General features: G+C 40.6%; 11 protein-coding genes. 10 read left to right on the top strand and 1 reads right to left on the bottom strand.

All coding sequences use genetic code 11. The annotated features are described in order from the left end of the window. Positions 1 to 370 precede the first annotated feature (370 nt). Entirely contained in the window at positions 371 to 1,267 is an 897-nt protein-coding gene (gene rocF, locus UB32_RS18580) for an arginase (RefSeq protein WP_044396614.1), read from the top strand. A 46-nt stretch (positions 1,268 to 1,313) separates the two neighbouring features. On the opposite strand, the gene UB32_RS19690 is transcribed toward rocF, so the two are convergent. Next, positions 1,314 to 1,484 carry an aspartyl-phosphate phosphatase Spo0E family protein gene (locus UB32_RS19690; protein ID WP_084221911.1) on the bottom strand — a complete coding sequence of 57 codons (171 nt, stop codon included), beginning with the start codon at positions 1,482 to 1,484 and terminating at the stop codon, positions 1,314 to 1,316. Positions 1,485 to 1,712: 228 nt separating this feature from the next. Here UB32_RS19690 and sigW point away from each other — a divergent pair, with 228 nt between their 5' ends. The 9 genes from sigW (at position 1,713) to UB32_RS18535 (ending at position 11,500) form a co-directional block, all read left to right on the top strand. Continuing rightward, positions 1,713 to 2,276, top strand: coding sequence for an RNA polymerase sigma factor SigW (gene sigW / locus UB32_RS18575; RefSeq protein WP_044396613.1), 564 nt, complete (start codon positions 1,713 to 1,715; stop codon positions 2,274 to 2,276). A 16-nt stretch (positions 2,277 to 2,292) separates the two neighbouring features. Further along, on the top strand, positions 2,293 to 2,946 hold the full coding sequence (locus UB32_RS18570) for an anti-sigma factor family protein (protein WP_044396616.1): 654 nt from the start codon (positions 2,293 to 2,295) through the stop codon (positions 2,944 to 2,946). A 326-nt stretch (positions 2,947 to 3,272) separates the two neighbouring features. After that, the gene (gene cdaA, locus UB32_RS18565; protein ID WP_044396612.1) at positions 3,273 to 4,100 is read left to right on the top strand and encodes a diadenylate cyclase CdaA; all 828 of its coding nucleotides are present in this window, start codon (positions 3,273 to 3,275) and stop codon (positions 4,098 to 4,100) included. After that, positions 4,093 to 5,325 carry a CdaR family protein gene (locus UB32_RS18560; protein WP_044396610.1) on the top strand — a complete coding sequence of 411 codons (1,233 nt, stop codon included), beginning with the start codon at positions 4,093 to 4,095 and terminating at the stop codon, positions 5,323 to 5,325. The genes cdaA and UB32_RS18560 overlap by 8 nt, the downstream gene beginning before the upstream one ends. A gap of 37 nt (positions 5,326 to 5,362) precedes the next feature. Continuing rightward, the gene (glmM, locus tag UB32_RS18555; protein ID WP_044396608.1) at positions 5,363 to 6,712 is read left to right on the top strand and encodes a phosphoglucosamine mutase; all 1,350 of its coding nucleotides are present in this window, start codon (positions 5,363 to 5,365) and stop codon (positions 6,710 to 6,712) included. A 507-nt stretch (positions 6,713 to 7,219) separates the two neighbouring features. Beyond that, on the top strand, positions 7,220 to 9,022 hold the full coding sequence (gene glmS / locus UB32_RS18550) for a glutamine--fructose-6-phosphate transaminase (isomerizing) (RefSeq protein ID WP_044396606.1): 1,803 nt from the start codon (positions 7,220 to 7,222) through the stop codon (positions 9,020 to 9,022). Between the two features lie 929 nt (positions 9,023 to 9,951). Continuing rightward, a complete protein-coding gene (locus UB32_RS18545) occupies positions 9,952 to 10,566 on the top strand; it encodes a hypothetical protein (protein ID WP_044396602.1) in 615 nt (204 codons plus the stop codon). A gap of 68 nt (positions 10,567 to 10,634) precedes the next feature. Beyond that, positions 10,635 to 11,000, top strand: coding sequence for a CPCC family cysteine-rich protein (locus tag UB32_RS19150; protein WP_052807111.1), 366 nt, complete (start codon positions 10,635 to 10,637; stop codon positions 10,998 to 11,000). Between the two features lie 92 nt (positions 11,001 to 11,092). Further along, positions 11,093 to 11,500 carry a hypothetical protein gene (locus tag UB32_RS18535; protein WP_044396601.1) on the top strand — a complete coding sequence of 136 codons (408 nt, stop codon included), beginning with the start codon at positions 11,093 to 11,095 and terminating at the stop codon, positions 11,498 to 11,500. Positions 11,501 to 12,227: the final 727 nt, after the last annotated feature.

Here is a 12,227-nt window from a genome sequence, read left to right as displayed (position 1 = left end):
GGTCAAAGTTGTCAAGAAAGCGGAGTTATTTTGACAGGTTTACGGTGGAAGAGGTCAAAGTTGTCAAGAAAGCGCGGTTATTTTGACAGGTTTACAGTGGAAGAGGCCAAAGTTGTCAAGAAAGTGCGGTTATTTTGACAGGTTTGCCGGGAACTGAGCCAAAGTTGTCAAAAAACCGCGGTTATTTAGGCGTTTCCTGAAGAATCCGCAATATCTCTCAAAAATAAGCCATCCGCCCATAGAATCCTTGCGAGCATCTTGTTAATTTGGGCTATTTCAAGCTGTATATATATTCATTAAATTGTCCGGTTGAGTCAATTGAATGAAAACGTTTAAAATATGGAGGAGGGAAAGCAAGGGGGAATCAAGAATGAAGAAACTTTCGATTATTGGAATGCCGATGGATTTGGGTCAGACACGAAGGGGAGTTGACATGGGTCCGAGTGCGATCCGTTATGCAGGGATCAATGAGAGATTAGCGGTGCTTTTTGACTGGATAGAGGATTTGGGTGACATTGCGGTTGGCAGGCCTGAGGTGAAGATTGACCCTAATAGCAATTTAAGAAACCTGGAGCTTGTGGCAGAGAAGAATAGCTTGCTTGCTGAAGAGGTAGACAAGATTATTGAGTCAGGGTCTTTTCCGTTAGTATTAGGTGGGGATCATAGCATTGCAATTGGTACATTGGCTGGTGTGTCTAAACATTATAAGAATCTGGGTGTGATTTGGTATGATGCACATGGGGATCTGAATACGGCGGAAACTTCACCGTCTGGCAATATCCATGGCATGCCACTAGCAGCCAGTCTTGGTTTAGGGCATGAAAAACTGACGCAAATAGGTGGGTATTCTCCTAAGATAAAATCGGAGAATATTGTCATTATTGGTGCGCGTTCGCTTGATGACGGGGAGAAAGACTTGATCAAGAAAATGGGGATTAAAGTGTTTACCATGCATGAAATTGATCGCTTAGGAATGGCTGCGGTCATTGAGGAAACGGTCCAGCATCTTAAAGAAAAAACAGATGGGGTCCATCTTTCGCTAGATTTGGATGGATTGGATCCAACCGATGCCCCTGGTGTTGGAACTCCAGTAATAGGAGGCATCAGCTATCGTGAAAGCCACCTAGCGATGGAAATGCTTGCCGAAGCGAAAATTATTACTTCTGCTGAATTCGTTGAAGTGAATCCAATTCTCGATGAAAAGAACAAGACAGCTGTTGCGGCAGTTGCACTGATGGGGTCTTTATTTGGGGAGAAACTTTTATAATAAAAAGGAAGAGCAGTAGCTAAAAGATAGCTGCTGCTCTTTATTGTTAATAGAGAACTGGCTTTTTTGAGGATACGTGATAATATTTATTTAGTAAATGGTCGAGTTTCGTGCTTATGTCTACCACGCGTTGGTTGGAGAGCGAGGTTTTCGCAGCTAGATCAACCATTTCATTACGGCAATTTTCAATATCCTTCAACAGTGTTTCTGCACCCATTGATAACCCTCGCTTTCGTACAATATAGTCTTTTTATACCCTAGACAAAAACTTTTAAACGGAAATGGTAAAAATTTGTTAGTATTAACATATAGGCTTATTTTCGAAAACTGTCTGTTAAATAGAATAGGCAGCATTACATACTTAAATTTTTTTATAGAAAAAACGAAACCTTTAACGGGATCGATTCGTATATCGATTAGCCGCAGGATGCGCGGAGGTAGAATAATGGAAACAATTGTTAAGCACAGAATCAAACAAGTAATCAAGGGAGACCAGAACGCCTTTGGAGAGATTGTTGAGGTATACAAGGACAAAGTATTTCAGCTTTGCTACCGTATGCTCGGAAATCGGCATGAGGCAGAGGATATTGCACAGGAGGCTTTCATCCGCGCATATATAAATATTAATAGCTTCAATCAAAATCTGAAGTTTTCTACATGGCTGTATCGGATTGCTACCAATCTTTGTATTGACCGGATTCGCAAAAAGAAACCAGATTATTTTTTGGATGCAGAAGTGCCGGGAACGGAAGGTTTGACGATGTACTCTCAAATCCCTTCTGCAACCCCTTTGCCAGAGGATGAGGTTGAAAGTCTAGAATTACAGGACGCGATTCAAAAAGAGATTTCGAAATTACCCGATAAATACAGATCGGTAATCGTATTAAAATATATTGAGGAGCTTAGCCTGAATGAAATCAGTGAAATTCTTGAATTGCCTCTTGGAACGGTGAAGACGAGGGTTCATCGAGGCAGAGAGACGTTAAGGAAGCAATTGCGACACGTATAAAATGAGGTGAATGAAATTGAAATGTCCCGAACAGGTTATTGAGCATATGCACGATTATTTAGATGGCGAAATTACTGAACAAAATGAAAAGATTTTAAGAGATCATTTGCAGAGCTGTACCGAATGCCAGGAATATTACAGGGAAATGAATAAAGCGATTGCTCTAGTGCAAAGCACCTCCCATATCCAGACGCCTGCTGATTTTACATCAAAAGTAATGGCGAATTTACCCAAAGAAAAGAAAAAGACAGAAATCCAGCGTTGGTTCAGGAGCCATCCTTTGTTGACTGCTGCCTCTCTTTTCCTTGCGCTAATGACGGGCAGTATTTTATCGACATGGAATGAAGGATACCAGTTTTCGGTTTCAAAACAGCCTAATTTATTGGTTCAAAATGATACGGTAATTGTACCGAAAGGGGAAGTAGTCAAGGGAGATGTGGTGGTCAAGAACGGAAAGGTGAAAATTGAAGGGGAAGTCCAGGGGAATGTTACCGTCATCAACGGGGAAATCCTCAACGGTGAAAACTATATGGCTTCAGCGGGAAATGTCACGGGGGAAATTACCGAGGTCAATAAAATTTTCGAATGGATATGGTATCAAATTAAAAATACTGTGAAAAACGCGGCGGATTTATTTGAAAATAATAACAAAGAACAGTCATTCCAGTAGGGATGGCTGTTTTTTAAAGAGGATTTTTTGTCGACATGGCTAAAGATCAAATCGTTTGCCAATGTTCTCATTATTGGTTTGAGCAGAGCTTATGTTATAATAGTTAAGTTATCTTAAGTGAAACGCTGAAGAGTATTGGTTATCTTCCGCTTTTTTTCAATCGCTGTTTTCGCGTTTTTTGTTGCTTCCCGAACATGCTCCAATCTTCGAGCGGAAAATACATTTGCAACATCAAACTACGAAAAAAGCCCTTTTACAATCGGTTCGTTTGGAGGCTAGAGAATAACTTCGCAAAAGAGCCTTACTAATCTACTGGAGGAAGTGCAATGTCGTTTGCGGATTTCGATTTCTTGACTTATCTAGCTAATATTGTTGACATTCTCCTTGTCTGGTTCGTCATCTATCGGTTGATCGCGATTATTCGAGGGACGAAGGCTGTCCAGCTTTTGAAAGGGATTTTTGTTATCCTGATCGTAAAGTTTGTCAGTGATTTTTTCGGGTTAAATACGCTTAGTTGGATGATGGAACAAGTATTAACCTGGGGATTCCTAGCCATTATCATTATCTTCCAGCCTGAATTGCGTCGGGCACTTGAACAGCTTGGCAGAGGAAGACTTTTTTCCAGATCAGGGCTGCAGGAGGAAGAAGATGAAGAAAAGATGGTAGAGGCTATTGTCAAGTCAACCGATTATATGGCCAAGCGTCGAATCGGGGCCTTGATTTCCATTGAAAGAGAAACAGGAATGAGTGATTACATAGAAACAGGCATACAGCTGCAATCGAGAATATCCTCTGAACTGTTAATTAACCTTTTTATCCCGAATACACCGCTTCATGATGGAGCAGTTGTCATACAGAAAAACATTGTTGCAGCAGCAGCGTGCTATTTGCCGTTATCAGAAAGTCCGTTCATTTCGAAGGAGCTGGGCACTAGGCACAGGGCCGCACTCGGAATTAGTGAAGTAACGGATAGCATCACGATTGTCGTTTCCGAGGAAACAGGGAGTGTGTCGGTTGCTCGGAATGGCGAACTATACAGGGACTTGAGCGGGGATACGCTAAGAGAACTGCTCTCTGCCGAACTGATTTCACCATCAAGAATCAAGCAAGCAGCTTCTGCCCGCTGGAACTGGAGGGGGAAGAAAAATGGATAGATGGATGGATAATCCGTGGTTCATAAGAGTAGTTGCCCTTGTTCTTGCCGTGCTGCTATTTGGATCTGTTTCAACAAACGATTCGAATAAGCCTGGAGATGTATACGTACCATCAGATGAAACCGTAGAAACAGTAAAAGACGTTCCGGTAAAAAGGATTTACGATACCGATACATTAGTTGTATCAGGTGTTCCGGAAACAGTTACTGTAACGCTGCAGGGCCCGAAAAACCTGGTGCAGCAGGCAAAAACACTCAGAAATTTTGAAGTTTTCGTTGATTTGACGAATGCTGACATGGGAGACCAGCGAGTACCCATCACAATCAAAGATGTATCAGAAAGGATAACGGTCACCATCGATCCTGGATATGCAAATATTTCCATACAGGAAAAAGTGACAAAGGAGTTCAGTGTTGAACCTGAATTCAGCGAAAGTATCGTGGAAAGTGGCTATATTGCAGAGCAGCCGACTGTCAAACCGAATAAAGTGCAAATAACCGGTGCCAAGGATGTTGTCGACAGAATCACCTATGTAAAAGCAACAGTGAATTCTTCTGGGAAAATAACGGATACAATCACGCGAGAAGCGAGTGTCCTTGCTCTGGATAAAGACATGAATAAATTGGATGTTATTGTAGAGCCAGCGGTGGTTGATGTGACCATCCCAGTAAAAAGCTCCAGTAAAAAGGTCCCAATCGACATCGTCCGTAAAGGCAATCCTCCAAGTGGAGTAACCATTGATTCCATTACTTTGGAAACAAAGGAAACGGAGATTCTCGCTGCACCCGATGTACTTGAGAAGGTGGAAGGTGTCAGGGTGGAAGTGGATGTTAGCAAAATCAATGAAGATACCGAACTTACCCTTCCGGTCATCATTGGCGAAGGAATCGTCGAAGTAACACCAGAATTGGTAAAAGTGAATGTAAACGTCACGAAGGACTCCGAGAGGACCATTTCTAAAGTCCCGATTGGAGTGAATGGAATCGAGGCGGGTTATGAATTAGCATTCCTTGACCCTACGGATGGCGAGACAAAGCTGACGGTCTCAGGACCAAATGATCTCATTTCTGCACTAACGGTCGAAGATTTTCAAGTTTTAATTGATGTTTCGACGTTGAAGGAAGGAACTCACGAAGTAGATATCAAGGTTACCGCACCTCAAAACATAACGTGGAAATTGGCAAAAGAAAAAGCTAGTATATCGATTGCGAAAAAAGAAGCTTAACGGACTGTAATTTTTTTTACAAGGAGAGATTTTAAGAATGGGTAAATATTTCGGTACAGACGGAGTACGTGGTGTTGCGAACAGCGAACTAACGCCGGAATTGGCGTTCAAGCTTGGCCGGTTCGGAGGCTATGTCCTCACAAAGGAGCATAATCGACCTAAGGTGCTGATTGGCCGCGACACTCGGATTTCCGGACATATGCTAGAGGGAGCACTTGTTGCCGGTCTGCTATCAATAGGGGCAGAAGTCATGAGACTAGGTGTGATCTCGACTCCCGGAGTAGCGTATTTAACTAAGGCACTTGGTGCGCAGGCAGGAGTTATGATCTCTGCATCGCATAATCCGGTAGCGGATAACGGGATCAAATTCTTTGGCCCAGACGGATTTAAGCTCTCTGATGATCAGGAAAACGAAATAGAGCAATTGATGGACATGGAAGGTGATGAGCTCCCTCGTCCTGTAGGTGCTGATCTTGGTCAGGTAAATGATTACTTCGAAGGTGGTCAGAAATACCTTCAATATTTAAAACAATCTGTTGACGAAGAATTCACGGGTCTTCATATCGCCCTGGATTGCGCACATGGAGCAACGTTTTCGTTGGCAACCCACTTGTTTGCTGATTTGGATGCAGATACTTCAACGATGGGAGCATCTCCCAACGGCTTGAATATCAATGACGGCGTAGGATCGACACACCCAGAAGCTCTTGCGGTTTTCGTGAAGGAAAAAGGAGCCGATTTCGGTCTTGCTTTTGATGGAGATGGCGACCGCCTGATTGCGATTGATGAAAAGGGAAACATCGTGGATGGGGACCAAATTATGTACATCTGCGCAAAGTTCATGAAGGAACGTGGTCAGTTAAAGCAAGGTACGGTAGTATCCACTGTGATGAGCAATCTTGGTTTTTACAAAGGTCTTGAGGAAAACGGCATTCAAAGTGTACAAACAGCTGTCGGAGACCGTTATGTAGTAGAGGAAATGAAGAAGAACGGCTATAATCTCGGCGGAGAGCAATCTGGCCATATTATCTTCCTGGACTACAATACAACTGGTGATGGACTTCTGACAGGGCTTCAGCTCGCGAATATCATGAAAGCAACAAATAAGCCGCTTTCTGAACTGGCTAAGGAAATGAAGAAATTCCCGCAGGTGCTTGTGAACATTCGTGTGACGGATAAGCACCATGTAACGGATAATGAGAAGGTAAAGGCGGTAATCGAACAGGTAGAAGCGGAAATGAACGGCGATGGCAGAATCTTAGTTCGCCCTTCCGGTACAGAGCCGTTGGTTCGCGTAATGGCAGAAGCTGCAACAGCAGAGCTTTGCCAAGAATACGTTACCCGAATAGCAAAAGTTGTGGAAGAGGAAATGGGTTTAACAGAATAAGGATAACAGGTGATATGCATAAGGGTTTCGGCACATAGAAAAGCCTTTATGCATATTTATTTAGCAAGGGAGTTTTAGCTTTTTTGTAAAGGGTATTTGTACGAGAAAGCTGATTTCCTTTGTTTTTTATTGACGGATGCAACTGTATGATGTATGATGATCCTGTTTTTGTAAATGGTTCATTTTTACCTTGAAACCAATTTATCGAAAGGTGGGCAGAGGTAGATCAATGGAAAACGAAAGCGCCAGGACTAATCCGTGACCGGAAATATGGGTTAGTTGACGAGGTGGAGGTTTATCGAAGTTTCGGCGGATGCCTCCCGGCTGAAAGCGCAGCCGCAAATTCCATCTTCAAAACATTAGGGCAACTTAATGCACAAACAGATGGGGATGCTAAAAATAAACAGAACACAGTCTGATCTAAAAATCAATTATTTGAGATAAGGGGGCAAGCCGCCCCTAACTAAGAGGCTTCTTGCCCCCTGTCGTACAGGAGGAAAAGAAGTTATGTGTGGAATCGTTGGATATATTGGAAATAATGACTCGAAAGAGATTTTATTAAAAGGCCTTGAAAAACTGGAATATAGAGGATATGATTCTGCGGGAATTGCTGTTATCAACAGCAATGGAGTGCATATTTTTAAGGAAAAAGGACGTATTGCGGACCTTCGCAACGCAGTGGATCACAGTGTTAAGGCGAATGCTGGAATCGGGCATACTCGCTGGGCGACTCATGGTCCTCCAAGCAAGGGGAATGCTCATCCTCACCAGGGCTCAGCAGCCAGGCTGACTCTTGTCCATAATGGGGTAATTGAAAATTACGATCGCTTGAAGCGAGAGTATTTGCCAAATGTCGAATTGAATAGTGAAACAGATACGGAAATCATCGTACAGTTAATGGAACTATTTGTAAACGAAGGTCTAAATACGGAGGAAGCGTTCCGCAAAACGCTGACACTGTTACATGGTTCCTATGCACTTGCATTGATCGATGAGCAAAACGTGGACACCATCCTTGTAGCGAAAAACAAGAGCCCGCTTCTTGTGGGACTTGGCGATGGCTTTAATGTAGTCGCAAGTGATGCGATGGCGATGATCCAAGTAACGAACCAGTATGTGGAACTGATGGACGAGGAAATGGTCATTGTCACGAAAAATGAGGTGACAATCAAGAACCTTGCCGGAGCAGTGGTTTCACGAGAACCATATACCGCTGAACTTGATGCTGGTGACATTGAAAAGGGAACATACCCACACTATATGCTCAAGGAAATCGACGAACAGCCGCTTGTTATTCGCAAAATCATTCAGAGCTATCAAGATGGAGAAGGTGCGCTTGAAATGGACTCTGACATCGTTGCCACTATGCAAGAAGCGGACCGTATTTATATCATCGCTGCTGGTACTTCCTATCACGCAGGTCTCGTTGGCAAGCAGTTTATCGAAAAATTAACAAAGATTCCTGTGGAAGTTCACATTTCCAGTGAATTCGGCTACAATATGCCGCTGCTATCTGAAAAGCCATTGTTCATCTTCATTTCCCAGAGTGGAGAAACTGCGGACAGCCGCCAAGTTCTTGTCCAAGTAAAGGAGATGGGCTACAAAGCATTGACGATTACAAACGTATCTGGATCAACGCTTTCCCGTGAAGCAGACTATACGCTTCTTCTTCATGCCGGACCTGAAATTGCGGTTGCCTCTACAAAAGCATATACGGCACAGCTTGCAGTTCTTGCAATTTTAGCGGAAGTAACTGCTCGTGGCATTGGCCATGAAGTGGACTTTGATCTTGTTCAGGAACTTGGCATCGTTGCGAGTGCAATGGAAACTCTTTGCGACGACAAGGAAGAATTCGAAAGCATTGCGCACGAATACTTGACTGTGACAAGAAATGCATTTTTCATTGGCCGCGGAATCGATTTTTACGTGGGCCTTGAAGGTGCTTTGAAGTTGAAGGAAATCTCTTATATCCAGGCAGAAGGCTTTGCTGGCGGAGAACTGAAGCACGGGACAATCGCTTTGATTGAAGAAGGCACACCGGTCATCGCTCTTGCAACACAAGAATTTGTCAACCTAAGCATCCGCGGAAATGTCAAAGAAGTCGCTGCCCGTGGAGCTAATCCTTGCATCATTTCAATGAGTGGACTGGAAACAGACGAAGACCGCTTCGTCCTCCCAGAAGTAAATAGCCTACTAACACCTCTTATCTCAGTAATTCCGATGCAGTTAATCTCTTACTATGCCGCGCTGCACCGTAACTGTGACGTTGATAAGCCGCGCAACCTGGCTAAATCAGTTACAGTTGAATAACAATAAAGTTTTGTAAATGTGGTTTTGTAGGTTTTAAATAAAGTTGCACCATTTATAAAAAAGTTAAACCGTTTTGAAAAAAGTCGAATCGTTTATAAAAAAGTTGCACCGTTTTACCCCTTTAGATATGATTATCTAAAGGGGTGTTTTTATGTCGAAAAGAAAAAGAACATCTGAGATTGAACAGTGGATTAAATAAGGTCGAGGGACCGGTTGTAGATTATAAAACTTGGTTGAAAATTCAAGATGTTGTTAAAACAAAATAAAGTTTGCAGAATGAGAAAAAAGTCTGCTTAAAGAAGAAAAAAGTTTGCATAAAGCCTCGTGAGTGTATCTAGTATATGATATATTCACGGGGTTTTTTAATGTAGAACTGCGGTCTTATAGCAGAATCTTGTAAGGATTTAGGTTCCTCATATGATATGGGTGGTAATGACTGCAGAAGGCAGCATAGGGTGTTCCTATGTATTAGAAGAGAGAACACTGGAATCAACCAATCAAATAATTCCGAATTAGTGTGTATTTCAATCCTCAATCAACATATACAGCCCTAAAACGTGTATGACACTCCAAGTAAGGTTTCTCCCATAAGAAAATAAAGCCCAGTTATGTCGGTGGAAATAAAACAGGCTGTAATCATAATATAATATACGAAACCGTAAGGTATCCTATTTATCTTTCTGTAACCCTTACAATCAGAGTTTAGAAGGGGGATTAGGTGATAGACTATGTATGAGACGATCGATTAGACTGTAGCATCGGGAACATATTAAAGATACTTCTTTTTAATTCTTTTATATTAGGTATAGGTAGGAAGAAAAAAGCGTACCGTGGGTACGTTATCCGAATTTAATCAAACGTTTGAATAAGAGTCTGATTATGAAAGAACGTTTTACAAATAATTTAACCCTAGAAAGAAGGTGAACTTGGTGACGAATGTTTACTTTTATCCAGACGCATATAGTGAGGAAGACGATTTATTTGAAGTCACTGGTAAACCGAAGTATGCACATTATATTGAAGTAGATGAAATTGAAAAGTTTTTGATAGATTATTTATGTGTACTAAATAAATTTCCAGTTTATCTAACACTAACTACTTATAACGATTATGAAGAAATAGAAGTATTATTGATAAAGTTGAAGCAAGAATATCTTGTAGAGACTTTGAGTGATATAGTCTATTCATCAACGGAAGATGGTGGAATACTTAAATATCATATTCCAATCATAAAGGTAAACATAACGAATGCGAAAGCCCTTGAGTCTATCATTAGCAGTACTTTTTGGTTAGCAGAGTCCAATTGTAAGTATATTTTTTCTACTTCGGATAACGTAAGTTATAAGACGGAGAAAGAGAAAGATTGGAGAGGTAAGGATGTAGAATACTCTACAATTTTTATTGATATGACTAAAGAAACAACTACAATTGGGATTACCCATGATGCACATGGTCTTTACCTTTTTTCAACTTTAGAGGAGTATGGTTCGATATTCAATATAGAAAAACAACTTAAAAATTACACAATAGTAACCAATGAATGAACAAGAGTAGGTTGATATTTAACCGATAGTTTCGATATTATCCCAAATTGCATTAGGGTGGTATTTAAGTGCAACGTGAAAAATGTCCGTGTTGTGGTTATCCAACATTAGAAGAACGTGGGAATTTTGAGATATGTAAACTTTGTAATTGGGAAGATGATGGACAAGATGACCCATATGCAGATGAAGTATGGGGAGGGCCAAATGGGGATTACTCTCTAACTGAGGCAAGAAAAAATTTTAAAGAAAATCTTATATGTTATAGAGATAAAGGAAATATACTTAGTCAAACCAACGAAGAGATTAAAACAAAAAAGGCTTTAATAAGTGCCTTTGTTGAATTAGATAAATATAAAACAGATTCGTTAGAATCTAAGGCACTTTGGAATAAAATTAGGTCTTACGAGAAGACTTTATTGAAACCCTCTAGTTGAATTAACTAAAGCGATGCTTCAATAATGAAGGTTTGCTTTTTCGCTAACGAAGCAGAAGAGTTGAATAAAGTATAGCAAAGGAGTGAGGGGAAATGAGTTTGGCTTCTTACATTGGCTGTAATATAGAAATACCAAGTAATGAAGATTATACAGAGGATTTTTTCTATATTGGTGGTTGCTTTGCTGGTAAAGATGAATTGCAAAATGTAAAGAAATATCAGTTTTCAACTCCATATGTTTATGAAGTATCAAGTCATTGGGGAATTAACATTTCTGAATATACAACGCCTGAAATTTGTGCTGAATCGAAAATGAAGTTAATAAAGTTATGTGAAATCATGGACAGTTACCTCGTAAAAGGTGACTTCTTTGAACTATATAGTTGTTGGGTAGGAGAAGAAGCAGAAGAACGAGAAGGAAAGATAACTCTACTAATGAATAATTTTGATATTGACCAAATTGAAATAACTGAAAAAACATTAGTTAGATTGGAAAAATGATTTACACATCTTGAAGTAACGGGTGCTTTAAAGTAATAAAAATAATTTAAATATCCTTAAGCAGACTTCACCTTACGGTACAATTTGAATAATGTCAGTGAGGTATACGTACAGCAAGGTTCCTCGACTACTGCAAAGCGTAACACGCTCTAAGTAAGGATTCTCTCGTATGTTGGAAATAATGAAAACAGGATTAGAACAAGCGAAACCGTAAGGTATACTAATGTCTACCTATAACTGTAGTTTACAACTCTCTATACATTTCATAACTGTACAAGGAAGGGGAAGAGGGACCCTACTATGTATGAGGCTAATGGATTAGTCTATGAATAGGTAACGTGTCTACGATACCTATACTCGGTTCTATTTTACTTGGATAAAGATCTTAGTTCCATTTTGGAAAGATGAAAAAGAGTAAGGGAAAAAGGATTTTAGGGGGATAGTGGTCATTGTAAGAATTTCTTTCAAACTCACACCTACACGGTTCAGAACACCCCCTCTGTCCGTTGACTTTCCTTCAATTGTAGTATTAATAATGGAATAAAAACTTCTACGGAGGGATTATGATTACTAAGTTTGAAACAAGGCACTTCTTTATTAAGTCTTTGATTGACAAAAAGTTTATCAGATGGAATACAGTAGAGGGAGTGCTTAATGAAGATATATTAGACAATTATGACGTTATCTCTGATTTAATGGCTCAAGTGTTAATGACGTTTTATAATGT

It is taken from the genome of Mesobacillus subterraneus (assembly GCF_000934845.1).
GTDB classification, from domain to species: Bacteria; Bacillota; Bacilli; order Bacillales; family Cytobacillaceae; genus Mesobacillus; species Mesobacillus stamsii.
This window is presented reverse-complemented; position numbering and strand designations above follow the sequence as displayed.

What these genes read in the sequence shown, in the direction of transcription:
- rocF (WP_044396614.1), top strand. Translation starts at nt 371, where the DNA reads ATGAAGAAACTTTCGATTATTGGAATGCCGATGGATTTGGGTCAGACA.
- UB32_RS19690 (WP_084221911.1), bottom strand. Translation starts at nt 1,484, where the DNA reads ATGGGTGCAGAAACACTGTTGAAGGATATTGAAAATTGCCGTAATGAA.
- sigW (WP_044396613.1), top strand. Translation starts at nt 1,713, where the DNA reads ATGGAAACAATTGTTAAGCACAGAATCAAACAAGTAATCAAGGGAGAC.
- cdaA (WP_044396612.1), top strand. Translation starts at nt 3,273, where the DNA reads ATGTCGTTTGCGGATTTCGATTTCTTGACTTATCTAGCTAATATTGTT.
- UB32_RS18560 (WP_044396610.1), top strand. Translation starts at nt 4,093, where the DNA reads ATGGATAGATGGATGGATAATCCGTGGTTCATAAGAGTAGTTGCCCTT.
- glmM (WP_044396608.1), top strand. Translation starts at nt 5,363, where the DNA reads ATGGGTAAATATTTCGGTACAGACGGAGTACGTGGTGTTGCGAACAGC.
- glmS (WP_044396606.1), top strand. Translation starts at nt 7,220, where the DNA reads ATGTGTGGAATCGTTGGATATATTGGAAATAATGACTCGAAAGAGATT.
- UB32_RS18535 (WP_044396601.1), top strand. Translation starts at nt 11,093, where the DNA reads ATGAGTTTGGCTTCTTACATTGGCTGTAATATAGAAATACCAAGTAAT.